Below are 17086 nucleotides of genomic sequence, written 5' to 3' on the forward strand. Positions count from 1 at the left end.
GTTATATCCAAAATTCCATCTAAGAGATGATCCATACATAATGACAGTAAACAATCGGTTCGATGAACTACATACCCTGCGATGCACTGGCAACGGCCAGGTCACCCACATGTTCTTGTTGTATTTCCTGCTGCTCCTCGGATGGAGGCTGGGCCTGATTCTTCTTCTCAGCATAACGGCCGATCAGAACATCCACCGGCATCATGAGCATTTTCGGCTCCATGATCTGACTGCCCTCTTTAAGACGGGCCTGCCCTTTCGGATGAATGACGCTAAGCAGCAGTTTCAGATATAGTCTGGACGAGCTTGCAAACAGTCCCCGCTGTAAATCCATGACATGAAATCCGAATTGCTCCGGTCCCCGTGAAATCATGGTAACAGCATACAAACCCTTGATATCCTTGTACTCGGGCCGTTCCAGCACCATATTAGCCAGAGAAGGCAGGTCTTTCTGCACGGCACGAATCATTTTGATGGCGAGCTGTACTTCCGAACGGGAGCGGCTGCCGATCTCAAACAATTTTTTGTTATCAAAATGAAGTTCTAGCACCTGGTCTCCCTTTTCAAGCCGGCTGCCATCTTCCATCACGACCGTTTTACCGGTAAAAGCACGCTTCCGAAAATGCAGCATCGGATCTGCCGGAGTAACCGTTTCGAGAGCAAACACCGCATGAAATCCTTTTTCCCAGAGAAGCCACAACGAGACGATCATACGCTTGAGAGGAGACAGCTTCTTCGCTTTCACTTTGCTTTCCTTCGCTATCATGTCGTCGATTCGGACGCTTCTCATTCCCTTCTGCTCTGCGACTTTCAGAACACGTTCCAATGCGATCAGCATTTGCTCCGGTGCATCGGAGTTCGCCCCCACCGTCGTGCCGCAGTCATGAAGGAGCATAACCTCGCCACCGTTAAGCTTGGCAAGCATTCGCTGAGTCAGCTTGTCAGCGCCAATCTTGCTCCGCCAATCATTAAACATCGACGACCATAGGATAATGCGGCAGCCGGTATTCTTGGCAAAATCGAATAAATTCACGATTCCCCACGGCGGTCTGTAATAACTCGAGCGCTCACCGGTGATGGAATAAATAATATCATCCGTGCGCTTGACCTGTTTACGGACGGTGACCGGCCGCATGAACCAATTGCTCTTGTGAACATAGTTGTGAATCCCGATCAGATGACCTTCACTATGAATGCGTTTTACAACTTCTGGATGCTTCTCGGCATGAGAACCCACCAGGAAAAACGTCGCCTTCATATTATGCTGCTTCAAGAGATCCAGCAGTCTTGGTGTATAGACGGGATCAGGACCATCATCAAAGGTTAAGGCGAAGTCGTTCGAGCCTGTTCCCCTGCGAAATACTCGGAAACCAAATATCCGGGTCATGATGCCGGGAATAAATGCATAAAAAGATGAAAGGTAAAACAACCATAGCAGTAATGTTTGCATGCTAACTCCCCGCTTTTTATTTCTTTTTCTAATGAACCCGCTATTATTATTTTAGCATAGCACTTAAAGAAATAGGCTTTTTTTTCACAAATCGTGTACAATGATATCAATTAATATAGTATAAAGGAGCCGATATCCCACTATGCTTCCCTTGTATAAAAAATATTGGAGAACCGCCTTCGATATAGGTTTAATCGTGCTTACGGTTTACCTGATCATGTTTATATTCAGTAAGCTGTACCAAATTGCAGCTCCAGTGTTTTTATCTTTCCTCGTTTTCCTGATTATCGAGCCTTTCTCCAAATTCTTGCACCGCAGGGGGCTGCCAAAACCATTTGCCGCCGCGATATCCGTTCTACTCTTCCTGCTGGTCATCCTGGGCATCCTGTTCGGAGCCGGGGCGCTCATCGTATCACAGTTCATGAACCTGCAGGATAATTTGCCGGGTTACACCAAAACGCTCCAGAGGCATTTTTCAGAGAGCCTGAATTTCCTCCAAACCAAGCTCGACGCGCTGCCACCCGATCTGACAGACCGTCTGAACGGTTATTTCCAGGACATTACCACCTTTGCCCAGGGCGCTGCCGAATCGTTCTTCCATTATGTCATTGGGTTTATGGGGTCGTTCTCCTCGTTCATCGCGAATTTCGGGGTTGCGATCATCCTTGCCTTCTTTCTAAGCATTGAGATCGGCAGCTGGCGGAGAATTGCCAAAGACAAGACGCCGAAGACCCTCAAGACGGCTTTTCTTTTCCTCAAAGAAAATGTATTCAAGGCGATTGGCTCGTATTTAAAAGCTCAGATGAAGCTGGTCAGCATTACCTTTGTCATTGTATACATAGGATTTCTGATCTTAGGTACGGGAAATTCCCTGTCCGTTGCGCTCATCTGCGCTGTGTTCGATGTACTGCCGCTGCTTGGCGTTCCCGTTATTCTTATTCCGTGGATTACCTATTTGTTCATCGTCGGCAACACTGGGCTTGCCATTGGCTTGATCGTACTGCTTGTCGTGGTTGTCATTTCCAGACAGCTGCTTGAGCCAAAAATTACAGGAAACTCAATCGGCGTATCCTCTGCATTTCTGATGCTGTCCTTTATGATGATTTCGCTGTCGATTTTTGGAGTTGCCGGTTTGATTCTGGCTCCTATCCTGCTGATTCTCATCAAGGAACTGCTTACCCAGGGATATCTGAAGCAGTGGATCCGGCTGCCGAGCGAAGAATTCGAGGTTTCCCCTTGGGACATGTCCCGCTCTTAGGCAGAGCCGGAGACCGATTCAACCGAAGCCAAGAAATCGGAAACCTGACCGAATATGTCCGTTGCCTGATTGCTGCTATTCGGGCTCCGGTTCTCAACCAATACAGCCACGGCATAACGTGGCTTCTCCACTGGGCCGTACCCGACAAACCACTGGTTGTTGCGGGCACGGCCTTTTATTGTAACCTGTGCCGTTCCGGATTTACCGGCAAGAGTCCATTTGCGATTTTTTAATGAGCTGCCTGTTCCCTCTTCGACGACATCCTCCATCCACTCGAGCAGGATGGAAGAGGTTTCCCGGGAAATACCCCTTCCAGATATCTGCTCCTTTAGTGGATCCATATCTTGGAGCAGCTGGCCGTTAGCATACCGGATTTGCTGCAAAATACGGGGCTTGGTCTTCACCCCGCCATGAAGAAGTATGACCATCGCATTGGCCGCTTGCAGAGGGGATACGGCAGCGTCCCTTTGGCCTATGCCTGTCTGGACTCTAACACCTGCATCAGAGGTGTCCACAGAGCTGGAAAAAACCGTGCCCTTCTCTTCATTATCCAATGGCGCAAAGGAACGAAGCCCTAAAAACTGCCGGGATTTCCAGCCTACCGTTTGCCCGAAGCCCAGCGCGGAGGCCGCCTCCGCCATTTGCTGAGCTGACAATCTCTCCGCTAGAGTAGCAAATACGACGTTGCATGACTCCGCGAAGCCTTCACGAAGATCAATCTTTCCATGCCCTCCCTTTTTCCAGCAGGACATTCCGAACTTACCGTATTCTCCATCACAATGGAAGTGTTCGCTTTCAGAGCTTAAACCATTCTCAAGTATGGCTGCGGCCGTGACTAGCTTGAAGATGGAACCTGGCGTGGCTGCTTTCAATCCGCGATTCTCCCACTGGCCATCCTTCGGGTGAATCTGCTCCGGATTATAGAATGGCCTGGAGACCATAGCCACGATATCCGCGTTTCGAGCGTCCAGCACAACAACCGCTCCTTCTTTCATGCCCGCTTTCTCCGTTATGGCCTCAATCCCTTGTTGAATATCAATATCAATCGTGGTGGATACCCTTAACGGATAGTACCGATTATCAGGCGCCTTCACCATCGGTTTAATATCCTGAATGACCTCATTGGTGCTGTTAACCGGAAAATAGACGATGGTCGGCCCTTCCCCACGTATCAACGAATCCATTGTTTTCTCCAATCCACTGGTTCCGGTAACCTCCGGATCATCGTCAAAGAACAGGCTTTCCTTACGCTGACCGGACACAAAACCAAGCCACTGCATTCCCGATTGGCGATTGCCGTACCGCTGCTCATAAGGAAGAACCTTGAGTTTGGGAAGATCAAGCTCTTGAATCTGCACAATCTGATCTTTGGTTAAGGATCGAGGAATGAGCGAATTATCTCCATGCCACAATTCAGGCTCCTTTAGCTTGCCCCAGGTCTGTATCAAATGATCCTTATTTGTTCCCAGTATACGGGCCAGCTTCACTAACTGATTATGGGAGCTCTTCAGTTCCTTCTCGCTTGCAGGAAACAACACGGCTGCCCAGATGAGCTTGCCCGTGAGCGGTTTCCCGTTCCGATCCGTAAAATGGCCGCGGCCAGAATCCAGCACAATGCCCCGCTCTCTCTGTATCAGCGATGCCTCTACCATCGTATGTCGGCTGCCGGGAACCCGCTGATGCTTCATCACAAACTGTACCCATGCAAGACGCAGCGTCAAAACGGCGATCAATAGCGTCAGTATCAGCCATCCGTATGCAATTCGCTTATTTCGGATTAGCCTCATGTCTTGCTCCTCCAATATGGTCTATGTCTCATCATTATTTCCATATGGAGCCTGACTCAATCATGTTCACTTCTCTACAAAAATGAGTTCTCCAGAAAAGACACCCACGATTAAGACGTTGACACTTAATCCGGCTTCTTTGGCTGCTTCCAGGGCGGGTCACCATATTTGTGCAAACACTGATTTATTTTGAATAGAGTGAACGGAACGAGGATAAGCAGCAGCGTGCATATCACAACAAGCGGATTTAACAAAAGGTCGTAGCGAAGGTCCATCATGTCTCCCTCTTTTCTTATTCGGTACCGGTAATGGTTCCTATGGTTCTGACTTTTGCGTCAACGTGCACTTGAATCTTGCATTGCGAAAGCCCTTGAACTTGTAATTCTCGTCGTTAAACACAGCAGCGCCACTAGTGGATATTCTGTCATCATCCGTGATGGAAATCTTCGGCGCTGTCCTCAATCCATTGCTCGACCGTCCCGGATTCAGGGGCATTAATCGAGATCCAATGACTTCAGCCTCCGGTTAACTTCTTCGATCGGCTCGGGATTCATCAGCCTGAAAACTTACAAATTATGTAATGTGAAAAAAGGCTGCCCATCAGCTTAAACTGATGGAACAGCCTTTGAATTAAAAATTCAATCTTACAGTCTAAAACGAGACAAAGTCTCTTTCAGCTCATTCGATACATTCTCCAGCTGCGATGATAGATTTACCAGCTGACTGCTGACGCTTTGCTGCTCTGTGGAGAGAGAAGCCACCTCTTCCGAAGTTGCAGAGGATTCTTCGGCTACCGCACTCACGTTACTCATCGCTTCCGAAAGTACATTCTGTGATTCATTCAGTTCATCAATCGAATGCGTCACCGAATCCAAGGACTCGATAAAGTCGACCATCTGCTGCTGAACGGATACGAAGATATCGTTCGTTTCCTTAACAGCATCCATCTGACCTTTGAAGAGTGGGTTCGCATCCAGCAATACCTGCACGGTTTCATTCATCTCGGTCATGATGCGGTCTGTAATCTGGCTGACCATATCGATGGATTGTCTGGATTGGTCTGCCAACTGGCGAATTTCATCGGCCACGACCATAAAGCCTTTACCAGCCGCCCCGGCACGGGCCGCTTCGATGGTTGCATTCAATGATAGGATGTTCGTTTGCTTCGTAATGTTCTGAAGGACGTCAAGCACTTTGACAACCGATGAGGTCGTCTCCTTCAAGCCATCGACCTTGTGCATCATCGAGCGGGTCATATCCTCGGTCTGATGGGTCTTATCCAGCAAGTCACTCAAATGCTTCGTTCCAAGCTCGCTTGCGCTTTCCACGTGACGGGCCGATTTGCCCATCTCTTCGTTGGCTGAAACGACAATTTGCATCTGCTTCGAGATGTTGTTAGTCAGATCGCTGCCGCGTTCGGCTTCAACTGCCAGACTGCTGGCACCGTTGGCGATTTCCTCGGTAGCAACGGCAATTTCTTTAGCGGAAATAGCCGTCTTCTTCGAGGCATCACTTAACTCGGTAGCCGTTCTAAGCACTTCCTGAGCGGTATTGCTCGTTTGCTGAACGAGTCCGGTGATCTGCTCCATCATATCGTTAAAGCTTGCGGAGAGCTGACCGATTTCGTCTTGGCTCTTATGGTCTGTACGAACATTCAAATTGCCTTTGGCGCCTTCCTTCATCAGCAGGTTAAGCTTGCCTAATGGACGGGCAATCATTCTTACCATCCAAATCCCGATCAGAATGGCAAAAATAACGTCGATGGCAGCCACGATAAGTGTGATGACCAGGATGCTTGATGCATCCTTCGTGAGCTCGCTGGTTTGGACAGAACCTACGAGTTTCCAATCGTTAGCACTGAGCGCATTGTACACCGCTAGAACCTGTCTTCCGTTCTCATCCTTGGTTCTTACATTATCCGTTTTGGAGTCTTCCGGAAACTCCTTCGCAAACGTCCAGGCGGTTTCCGAACCCACAAGGGAGGACTCGCTGGAGGAGACAACGATGCCTTCCGGACTGATCAATTGCAGTTGGCCGTTCTCGCCCAGGTTGATCCCCTTCAGGTGCGTATCCAGTACCGAGGCGTTGAGTTCAAACATGACCACATATGTTGAATTCAGATCATTCATAGACCCCAAAGAACGGGCAATCGTGAAATATGGAGCGCCGCTGTTCTGCATCGTTGGCAGCCATATTATCTTCTTGTCGCCTTCCTTCAGTTCGGCATACCAGCTTTGCTCAAGGACAGTTTTGGAGGATTCTGAGGTTTGTCCTGCCGATATGATCTTCTCTCCCTTGGAAGGGATCAAATAAATGGCTCTGATCGACGAATCCGATGTAATCTGATTGGATAGTTTATCGCGAATGCTGCGCTCCACCGTAAATGAATCGTAATCGCTTAACTTTTTATTCGTGTATTCAGACAATAACTTCTGCAATTCAATGTCATAGAAGATTGATCTACCGGCATTCTCATACTTCTCCAGAATGATGTCGATTTTCTCAGAGGTTTGAATGATCGTCTGCTGATTGCCGTTCGCAGCATTCTTCTCAATCGTGCTCTTCGCCTTATCGTACGACAGATACCCCAAGACGATAACAAAAAATACAATAGCTGACAAAAAGATCAGGAACAACCGAATTCCGACGGATTTTGCCGGGTTCATTGGCATCCGGCTTATAGCCGTTCCCACGTTTGAAAAGAACGACTTGGCAGTATGTATCCCTGTTGATGCCGAAGGTTTTTCCTTTTTCTCTTTAATTCCTCCGGGCTTCTTGTCCTTTTTCGGCTTCTTATCATGCTGCTCAACTTCTGACATTAGCTGTTCACCTACCACAATCATATTATTAATACGTCGGTCCAATCCCTTGAAACGTATTCGTTACTCTTTATTTCGACAATTGGAGGTGTTTTCCTTTGGGTTTTCGCAAAAAAATAATTCTTAATCCCTAATTTTTTTACAAATAAAAAGAATCCAAGGTCCATCCACAGACCCGGATTCTCAATTGTGTAGTTCTAAGTAACTATATTTTTATTATCCTTTGCGTTTTCTCATCATATCAAAATGACACACCGGCTGGTCCACCTTCATGCGAATGAGCTGCAAAGGATGGCGAGCTGCATCCAGTTCATTGTCATTCTCATCCCTAATAGGACCAACTGACTGCTTAAAGAAGGTTCCTTCCGGTCCAAAAAACTCAATTTCATCCCCAGGCTTAAAGTGGTTTCGCTGCTGAATGACTGCCGTTCCCGATTCCTCATCATACTCCATCACCAAGCCGGCGAAGTCATAAGGAACCGCCTTCTCTTCCGGTTCATAGATATGATCCTCATGATCCGGTGTATCATAGAAAAATCCGGTATTCAGCGGTCGATTGGCCGCTTTATTAATTTCCTCGATCCATTCCGGCTTCAATACATAACGCTCAGGGTCAGCCATATAGGAATCAATCGCCTGTCTATATACATTGACCACAGTCGCTACGTAATGGATCGATTTCATCCGTCCTTCAATCTTGAAGCTGTCGATTCCCACCTCAATCAGATCCGGAATATGCTCGAGCATACAGAGATCCTTCGACCCCATCGTAAACTGGTTGTCTTCCGGCTGGAACAGCGGGATCTGCGTAACGCCCGGTTTGAATGGGGACGGAGCAGGGGCCGGCTGTTCTATCAACTGCTGCTCTTCCGATACCCACTGGCCTTGATCTTCTCTTCCATCTACAAACAAATCGTATTTCCAACGGCAGGATTGGCAGCATCCGCCCCGATTGGAATCACGATCCGTAAAATGATTGGATAACACGCAGCGACCGGAGAACGAGGAGCACATCGCGCCATGGATAAAGGCCTCGATCTCAATGTCGACATGTTCTTTAATCGCTGCGATCTCCTCCAGGCTCGCCTCGCGTCCCAGTACAACCCGCGGCAATCCTTCGTTCTTCCAGAACTTCACGGCCTGCCAATTCAATGTGGATTGCTGTGTGCTCAGATGAACTTCGAGCTTGGGTGCAGCACGTTTGGCCACCTCAATAATAGCCGGATCTGCAGCGATGATTGCCGCAATGCCGGCTTCCTCCAAACTTCGCAGGTAGGATTCAATTCCCTCAATGTCCTCATTATGCGCATATATGTTGGTTGCTACAAATACTTTAGCGCCGTATTTCTTGGCGAACTCTACGCCTTCTTTCATTTCTTCAAAGCTGAAGTTGTCCGCATTTGAACGAAGGCCGTATTTCTGACCCCCAATATAAACCGCATCGGCGCCATAATGCACCGCAAATTTCAATTTTTCCAAATTACCAGCCGGGGCGAGCAATTCCGGCTTGTCCAGGCGATAGCGTTTGCCCTTATACTTTGGCTGTGCCATTGCTTCCATGCTGTCCACTCCTTAATAAACTTGTTCCTTATAGAAAAATCCAAACGACAATTCACGTTCCGGATCCTGAATAGCCCGGATTCCGTCCATCCACTCTTCCTGAAATGCATAAGTTGAAGCATCTGCAGCATATAGATCAATCGCTTGCCGATAGGTTCGAATCACCAGCTCATTGTAATGACGCGGCTTCAGCAGCGTCTCTACCTTAAAGCTGTCAATGCCTGCTGCCATTAAGAGATGCAGATCCTCCAGAATGCAAATATCCTCCGAACTCATAATATGGGTTCCGTTGATATCCTCATAGATCGGATACTTCTCTTCTTGACGCTCAGCTTCAATGAGAAACAAACCGCGCTCCTTGCCAAGGCTGCCTTCATTCACGGGTCTGCCCTGCTGCTGCATATAGCTGTTTACCAGGCGTCGCTTGGAATGATAGATGTTTGTCATGCCATGAACCTGAACCTGTGCTTCCAGCTGAAGCTGCGGCTTCATGTCCGTTACCTCATCCATATTTAATTCACGCGCAAGAATAACCCGGGATGCGCCTTTGCTTCCCCAATAATTGGCCGTAGAATAGTTGGTGGCGGTCATTTCTGCATTCCAATGAAGTTTTACCTGTGGAGCCAACTCTTTTACGGTAGTGAGCACCGATGGATCGTTAAATTCCACGGCGTCTACTCCGATCTCTCCGAGCGCCTTAACATAGGCAGGAAGCTCAGGCAGCAAATCATTCGTCATCAGGTTGTTCAAGCTGACGTACACTTTACTTCCTCGCTCATGAGCAAGCTGAACGACTTGAGTTATTTCGTCCAATGTCAGACTGCCGGGCAATCTCATGCCGAATCGATCTTCGCCGACGAGCAGTGCATCGGCTCCCGCTTCCAGGTAAGCAGCGGCATCAACCACGGACCCGGCTGCCGCCAATAATTCAGATTTGATACTCATTTAAAAATTCCTCCCTACTTAGAGGGTGTTCAACAAGACTCTTCTGAGTACGAAGCTGGGATCTGTTCCTTGTCAGCAGCGTATCAGGGGAATTGCTAAACACGTAATATTATTATTGTTGTGCCATCTTCTTGCTGGTCTCGATATTCTTCAAATGCTCTTTATACGTTTTGGCAAACAAATGCTCTTGTGTACCGTCTTTCTTTGTCACATAGAACAAATACTCGGATTTCTCCGGATTCAGGGCAGCCTGAATGGATTCCAGGCTCGGGCTTGAGATGGGCCCAGGCGGCAAACCCTTTTGACGATAAGTGTTATACGGGCTCTCAACCTCCAGATCGGCATAAAGCAATCGTTCCTTCGGTTTATCTAATAGATATTGAACGGTTGCATCGATTTCCAGCCTCATATCCTCTTCCAAACGATTATAAATAACACCGGCCACCAGGGCACGCTCCTGATCTGCAACCACTTCCCGCTCAACCAGTGAAGCGATGGTCATGAGTTCATGGAATGTCACGCCGCGAGCCTTTAACTGATTCTCCCAACCCGGAATTTCGGCCAAACGTTTCTCCGTTTCTTTCAGCATGGTTTCTACAATGCCTTTTGCCGTGATATCCTTCTTCGGCAACTCATAGGTCGCAGGGAACAAGTATCCCTCGAGGTGATGCCTGAGGTCTGCCTCTTGGGGAATTTCTCCCGCAATCGGAACATCCCAACCGGTAGTCTGATCCACAACCTTCAGAAATTCCTGCTCATCGATTCCGCTCTCGTGAACGATGGTCTCCGCCATCTGAAGGATCGTATATCCCTCAGGGATCGTAAAACGAACCATCTCCTCGGGCTTCACTTCGCCTTTGTTCATCTTCAACAACAGTTCCTTGAACGGAGTGCCTGGGGTTGCCTCATAGGTTCCTGCCATCAGACGGCTTCCTTCCCCGCTAAGCTTTAAATAACCTTTAAGTATAAGGGCATTCTTGATCAATCCCTTTTCCTCAAGCAAATCGGCGATAGAGGACGTGCTCATGCCGGACTCCACGGTGAATTCGACAGGAGTTTCCGAGCTGTGAACGGGCTGTAAACCATTCCATACGTAGAATACGGCCCCGCCCGCAACTAGGATCAGGACCAATACTGCTATTGCCAGTTTCTTCAATCTACTCATCCCTTCACACCAAAAGGGGCGGACAGCTCCGCCCCTTCCTGAACTTTCATTTGAAAATTAAGCATGTACTCCTGTAGGAGGGAACTTAATCCTCGTCGCCTTCGGGAAAGGTCAGCTCATCATAGAGCTCCGACACATCCTCCCATTCCTCGTCGTCATCAATGGTTGCCAGCTGCAATCCGCCATCCTCGCCCTTGACGATACGGAGCACCTCGTACTCCTCATCGGTTCGATCCGGCTGAACCAGAATAGCATACCCTTGACCATCCACTTCAAATTCGGCGGCAATATCATAAACCTCGATATGGCCTTTTTCGTCCTCAAGCTCTACACTCTCACCGAATGCTTCCTTAAGTACTTGGGTCCATACGATATTCTCAACCGAAAAATCAGACATCATTCGTCTCTCCCGTCCAGCTCTTCCACGAGCGTATTGAAGGTTTCTTCAACAATGGCCCATTCTTCATCATCTTCAATCATAAACAATTTCAAGTCTTCTCCGTCTTCCTCATAACGGAAGGCGTAGACCTCGTCTGTCTCTTCGTCGGCAGACTCCCTTGGTACGACCATCATATATTTAGCATCCGAGCCATCCACTTCGAATTTCATGATGACTTCGAATTCTTCCTCGTTGCCTTCATCGTCGGGAATATAAATAATTTCCGGTTCTTCTTCCATACCAATATGCTCATTAGCCATTGTAATCACCCTCACCTTTACCTTTTAGAATCCAAGTAGTTTTGCAAAATCAAGCTTGCCGCCATTTTATCTACAACCTGTTTTCGCTTCTTTCGGCTGACATCGGCTTCAAGCAATGTCCTTTCAGCGGATACTGTTGATAGCCGTTCATCCCAAAGGTGAACGGGTAAGGATAGGGACTCTCGCAATGTACTTGCGAATTCCATGCAGATTTCGCCCCGCGGACCAATCGTGCCGTTCATATTTTTAGGCAAGCCGACCACAATCTCACCGACCTCGTTGTCTTTGACGAGTGTGGCAATTCTGTCCAGTTCGCCTTCATCACGGCGGCGCTCGATAACTTCAACCCCTTGGGCCGTCCATCCGAACACGTCGCTTATGGCAACACCGATTCTGCGGTCCCCGTAATCTAATCCCATGATCTTCTTCATCCCTGTGTGCTCCTAACGGTGACTGGCTAAATAGAACCGGACCAGTTCTTCAATCAATTCATCTCGCTCTTTTTTCCGGATCAAACTTCTGGCATTATTGTGCCGAGGTATATAAGCTGGATCCCCGGACAAAAGATACCCTACGATTTGGTTAATCGGATTGTACTCCTTCTCTACCAGCGAATCGTATACCGAAAGTAGAATGTCCTGGGCGGAAGCCTCCTTTTCATCACCTTTTACATTGAACTTGACTGTCTTATCCATGGAGTCCATGTGTGACACACCTCGCTTCTTCAAAGAACATGTTTACCATGCTTCGTCGAATAAATATTTACCAGCTTGATCTAGTTATATCATAACATAATCCTAAGTCTCTACGGAAATCGAAAGCGAAATATTTAGAAAGTGTTCCAAAAAATTCGGGATTGTGTACAGCAAAATGCTGGATCCTGCTTACTATTGCTTGCTGTACACAATCTGGACAAATCTGTTACACGCCCCGGGCTATGAGATCCTCAGCGTGCTGCAGCGCCTGGGCGAGTTTGGAAGCATCCTTGCCCCCCGCTTGTGCCATATCCGGACGGCCCCCGCCGCCTCCACCGCAGATCGAAGCCACTTCTTTAACGAGCTTGCCGGCATGATAGCCTTGCTTCACCAGGTCCTGCGGAACGGCTACGACGAAATTCACCTTGTCGCCCGCTTTGGAGCCGAGTACGAGGATCGTCTCCGGCAGCTTGCCCTTCAATTCGTCTGCAATGCCACGGAGTCCATCCATACTGCCAGCCTGTACTTCAGCTGCAAGCAGCGACGTGTTCCCTACCTGCTTCACTTTATCGGTCAACTGGCTGGCCTCAATGGCTCCGAGCTTGCCTTGCAGGGACTCGTTCTCCCGGGCAAGATCCTTCACCTGTTGGTTCAGGCCCTCGATCCGTTTCGGCACGTCCGCAAGATTACTCTTCAACAAGCCGGCGGCTTGCTTAAGCAGGTCCATTTGCCCCTCCAGATGCTCATAAGCGTAGCGGCCCGTTACGGCTTCAATGCGGCGAACGCCGGAGCCGATGCCGCTCTCGCCAAGCAGCTTGAAGATTCCGATCTGGGAGGTGTTGCCTACATGGCATCCGCCGCACAGCTCGATGCTGTAATCTCCGACCTGGACGACACGGACGATATCTCCATATTTCTCTCCGAACAATGCCATGGCACCCATCGCCTTCGCTTCATCAATGGCCTTGCGCTCGATAACGACCGGAATGCTCATCCACACCTGTTCATTCACGCGGCGCTCAATATCGGCCAGCTCCTCCTGCGTAATGCTGCCGAAATGGGAGAAGTCGAAGCGCAGACGCTGCGGTTCAACAAGCGAACCTGCCTGATTGACATGATCGCCCAGAACTTCCTTCAATGCTTTATGCAAAAGGTGGGTGGCTGTATGGTTCTTAACGATATCATTGCGCATAGCGGAATCCACCTGCGCCTTGACCGTATCGCCCACCTTAAGCTCGCCGAGCTCCACGGTTACGAAATGCACGTGCTGTCCATGCGGAGCCTTGAAGAGACCTTCCACTCGGGCACGTACAGATCCGCCTTCCAAAATGCCCTGATCGCTGACCTGGCCACCGCTTTCGGCATAGAACGGGGTAATGTCCAGAATGACCTGGCAGGTCTCGCCTTCACTGACGCTGTCTGCAAAGCTGTCACCGGAAACAATGGCGAGCACTTTAGCCTCGCTGACGGTGTCATTATATCCAACAAATTCACTTTTAACCGTATAATCGGAAAGAACGCCGCCTTGGACCTTCATGCTTTCCGTTTCATGACGGGCCGCACGCGCACGGTCACGCTGTTCCTTCATCGCGGCATCAAAGCCTTCACGGTCCACGGTCAATCCGTGCTCGGACGCATAATCCTCCGTTAAATCAAACGGGAAGCCATACGTATCGTACAATTTGAACGCGTCGCTGCCGCTGATTACCGATTTGCCCTGCTCCTTCGCTTCTGCGCTCACGTCTGCCAAGATGTTCAAGCCGTCAGAGAGCGTTTTGTGGAACTGTTCTTCTTCCGTTGCAATGACCTTCTCGATAAAGGCACGCTTCTCAACGACCTCTGGGTAGTATACTCCCATAATATCGCCTACGGTTCCGGTCAAAGTATACATGAATGGTTTGTCCAGCCCGAGCACCTTTCCGTAACGAACCGCACGGCGGAGCAAACGACGGATGACATAGCCGCGGCCTTCGTTGGACGGCAGCACGCCATCGCCTACTGCGAAAGCAACTGTCCGGATATGGTCGGCAATGACTTTCAGCGCGATATCGTATTCCGTCTTTTCATTGTATTTAACGCCGGCAAGCTCTGCCGTCTTCTGGATAATCGGCTGGAACAGGTCGGTATCGAAGTTGGACGCCACATCTTGCAGAATGGAAGCAAAGCGCTCGAGTCCCGCACCCGTATCAATGTTCTTGTTCGGAAGCGGTGTATAGCTGCCGTCCTTGTTGTGGTTGAACTGGGAGAATACGAGGTTCCATACCTCGAGCCAGCGTTCATTCTCACCGCCTGGGAACATTTCGGATTCCGGAGCATCCGTGTCGTATCCTTCACCGCGATCATAGAAAATCTCGGTACAAGGTCCGCAAGGTCCTTCGCCGATATCCCAAAAGTTTTCCTGCAGCTTAATGATGCGTTCCTTCGGGAGACCGATTTTTTCGTTCCACAGTTTGTAGGCTTCCTCGTCTTCCGGATACACGGTAACGGACAGCTTCTCCGGATCGAAGCCAATCCATTTCTTGTCCGTCAGGAACTCCCAGGCCCAGGTGATAACTTCTTCTTTAAAGTAGTCCCCGATGGAGAAGTTGCCCAACATTTCGAAGAACGTATGGTGACGACGGGTTTTGCCGACATTCTCAATATCATTGGTCCGAATACATTTCTGCGAGTTCGCAATTCTCGGATTTTCCGGCTTCACACGCCCGTCAAAATAAGGCTTAAGCGGAGCCATGCCTGCATTAATCCAAAGCAGGGACGGGTCATTGTGCGGAACAAGCGATGCACTTGGCTCAATATTGTGGCCTTTCTCTGCAAAAAACTCTAGCCATTTGGAACGGATTTCACTAGCTTTCATCTCTACACTTCCTCCAGTCGTAATATAGGTCCGAACCACTTGTATTCGAACACAAAAAACGCCCCTGAATTGAATTCAGGGACGATGTTCTCGCGGTACCACCCTGGTTATCGTCCATACATCCTCCAGCAGGATCCTCCTGGAATAACATATGTAACGATCGCCTCGTAACAGCTGGATAACGGGAGCCACCCGGTGAATTTGAATCACACTCAAAAATTAGCATTCGGCTTAGGTTCGCTTCCAGGTTCTCGCAGCCAGCCGGAAATTGTCCGGGCAGGAACCTGTTCTCTGGGCAAGGTACACAAAGCCTACTGGATTTTCTCATCGATTTGTACGGTTATAGGTTTATTATTTCAAGTATATCTAGGGTGAAACTATCTGTCAATGCATGAGCATTGCAGCTGAGACTGGAGCCTTCAGCCGGATTTCCTTCTGACATAATAGGCGAAAAAATGCTGCAGCAGCACTTTGATGACGGCAAAGACAGGAACAGCCAAAATTAAGCCCACGGTTCCTGCCACCTGTCCACCGACAAGGAGTGCAAATATGATCAGGAGCGGATGCATATGCAGCTTCTTGCCCACCACTTGCGGCGAGATGACATTGCTCTCCAGCGTTTGGCAGACCATATTAACCACCGCCACCAGCAGCACCATTTTCCAGGAAATCGTAGATGCCATCACAAGCGCTGGAGCCGCGCCGAGAAAGGGGCCCAAATAGGGAATGATGTTAAACACCGCCACGATGCTTGCCAGCAGCAGCGCGTACGGCATACCCACGATCATGTACCCCACATAAGCCAGTACGCCGATAATTAAGCATACCAGGAATTGCCCGCGGACGTAATTCCCGAGGGCCATATCGATCTCTTTCAGCAGCGTGACAATCGACTTGCGGCGGCTCCGCGGCAGATAGGATACGGCGGTTCGCTGGAACACCTCAAAATCTTTTAATATGTAGAAGATCAGGAACGGAACAATTAACACATTAAACAGGATGTTGATGGTGTTGCCGATATTGTCCATGAAATCCGAAATCCCCCCGGCCAGCCTCGATTCCATCTGCAAGAACCAGCTGTTGACGCCTGTCCTTACTCCCGGGGGCAGCAGCCTGCTGTCCAGATTGGTCATCAGGCTCTGGGCGTTCATCGATAATTCAGGCAAATGCTCGTTGAGCTCCTCCAGCTGCCGGATCAGCATCGGAATCATATTGATCAGAATGACGGTAAGTGACGTCAGAAAGACAGCGTAGATGAGCAGCACCGCCATGCTACGCGGAACTTTACGGTCGGAGAGCATGCATACTACCGGATTGAGCACATAAGATATGATCATGGCAACCAGAAATGGCGCCAGGACAGCCTTGAGAAATCGATAGACATCCAGAAACAGCGGACGCAGCAGCCAGACAAAGTAAAGAGAGATGAGTCCAAGCATTAACCATACCAACAATCGAAACCATTTGTTCTCGGTCAGCTGTTCCACACAGGCACCCTCCTTTTTCGAAAGCTACCCTGTAGTATATGTACAAGCTTCCAGAAATAAACTAACATTCCGCAGGCCAACATGAAAAAGACTCCCTGCTGCTCAGCCATATAGACCTTCAGCAAGGAGTCGTTATCTAACTATATGTACGCGTTCTTAGGAAGACGCGTGCATAGGAGGGAAATCCGGCTGCATTTCATCACCGAAGAACAAATCATCCAGCGAGCTGAGCGTACCATCCTCTTCTACCTGGTATACGGACATTTTCTCTCCGTTGACTGTCAATTCGATAAAGCAACCCCAGCAATAAAACTGGTGGGAGCCGATTTTCCCGATATCTTTGGAACTACAGTTTGGACATTTCATC

The 17086-nt window shown here is 49.0% G+C and carries 14 protein-coding genes; 1 reads left to right on the plus strand and 13 read right to left on the minus strand.

The genetic code is table 11. The annotated features are described in order from the left end of the window. Positions 1-67: 67 nt before the first annotated feature. Positions 68-1450, minus strand: coding sequence for a polysaccharide deacetylase family protein (locus J7E85_RS23995; RefSeq protein ID WP_215162232.1), 1383 nt, complete (start codon positions 1448-1450; stop codon positions 68-70). Positions 1451-1592: 142 nt separating this feature from the next. Here J7E85_RS23995 and J7E85_RS24000 point away from each other — a divergent pair, with 142 nt between their 5' ends. After that, positions 1593-2708, plus strand: a complete 1116-nt coding sequence (locus tag J7E85_RS24000; RefSeq protein WP_215162234.1) for an AI-2E family transporter — start codon at positions 1593-1595, stop codon at positions 2706-2708. Here the strand turns inward: J7E85_RS24000 and J7E85_RS24005 are convergent. From J7E85_RS24005 to J7E85_RS24060, 12 genes are all read right to left on the minus strand, one after another. Next, positions 2705-4495: a peptidoglycan D,D-transpeptidase FtsI family protein gene (locus J7E85_RS24005; protein WP_215162236.1), complete on the minus strand. Its 1791-nt coding sequence runs from the start codon at positions 4493-4495 to the stop codon at positions 2705-2707. The two genes, J7E85_RS24000 and J7E85_RS24005, sit on opposite strands and share 4 nt — an antisense overlap. Before the next feature lie 644 nt (positions 4496-5139). Continuing rightward, positions 5140-7314, minus strand: coding sequence for a methyl-accepting chemotaxis protein (locus J7E85_RS24010; RefSeq protein WP_215162238.1), 2175 nt, complete (start codon positions 7312-7314; stop codon positions 5140-5142). A 216-nt stretch (positions 7315-7530) separates the two neighbouring features. Continuing rightward, positions 7531-8874 (minus strand): peptidase U32 family protein, encoded by a 1344-nt coding sequence (locus tag J7E85_RS24015; RefSeq protein ID WP_215162240.1) that lies wholly within the window; start codon positions 8872-8874, stop codon positions 7531-7533. Between the two features lie 12 nt (positions 8875-8886). After that, complete coding sequence (locus J7E85_RS24020; protein ID WP_215162242.1) at positions 8887-9819, minus strand: peptidase U32 family protein; 933 nt, start codon at positions 9817-9819, stop codon at positions 8887-8889. A 112-nt stretch (positions 9820-9931) separates the two neighbouring features. After that, entirely contained in the window at positions 9932-10975 is a 1044-nt protein-coding gene (mltG, locus tag J7E85_RS24025; RefSeq protein ID WP_215162352.1) for an endolytic transglycosylase MltG, read from the minus strand. A 94-nt stretch (positions 10976-11069) separates the two neighbouring features. Continuing rightward, positions 11070-11381 (minus strand): DUF1292 domain-containing protein, encoded by a 312-nt coding sequence (locus tag J7E85_RS24030; RefSeq protein ID WP_215162244.1) that lies wholly within the window; start codon positions 11379-11381, stop codon positions 11070-11072. Then, complete coding sequence (locus tag J7E85_RS24035; protein WP_076320459.1) at positions 11381-11683, minus strand: DUF1292 domain-containing protein; 303 nt, start codon at positions 11681-11683, stop codon at positions 11381-11383. Before J7E85_RS24035 ends, J7E85_RS24030 begins: the two co-directional genes overlap by 1 nt. A gap of 17 nt (positions 11684-11700) precedes the next feature. Beyond that, positions 11701-12114, minus strand: coding sequence for a Holliday junction resolvase RuvX (gene ruvX, locus J7E85_RS24040; RefSeq protein ID WP_215162246.1), 414 nt, complete (start codon positions 12112-12114; stop codon positions 11701-11703). Positions 12115-12126: 12 nt separating this feature from the next. After that, positions 12127-12387, minus strand: a complete 261-nt coding sequence (locus J7E85_RS24045) for an IreB family regulatory phosphoprotein (protein WP_006208869.1) — start codon at positions 12385-12387, stop codon at positions 12127-12129. A gap of 217 nt (positions 12388-12604) precedes the next feature. Next, positions 12605-15232: an alanine--tRNA ligase gene (gene alaS, locus J7E85_RS24050; RefSeq protein ID WP_215162248.1), complete on the minus strand. Its 2628-nt coding sequence runs from the start codon at positions 15230-15232 to the stop codon at positions 12605-12607. Between the two features lie 419 nt (positions 15233-15651). Next, positions 15652-16719 carry an AI-2E family transporter gene (locus J7E85_RS24055; RefSeq protein WP_215162250.1) on the minus strand — a complete coding sequence of 356 codons (1068 nt, stop codon included), beginning with the start codon at positions 16717-16719 and terminating at the stop codon, positions 15652-15654. A 156-nt stretch (positions 16720-16875) separates the two neighbouring features. Beyond that, the gene (locus J7E85_RS24060) at positions 16876-17085 is read right to left on the minus strand and encodes a hypothetical protein (protein WP_071222775.1); all 210 of its coding nucleotides are present in this window, start codon (positions 17083-17085) and stop codon (positions 16876-16878) included. Position 17086: the final 1 nt, after the last annotated feature.

Origin of the sequence: Paenibacillus sp. ISL-20 (assembly GCF_018613005.1) — a bacterium.
Lineage (GTDB): Bacteria > Bacillota > Bacilli > Paenibacillales > Paenibacillaceae > Paenibacillus_AQ.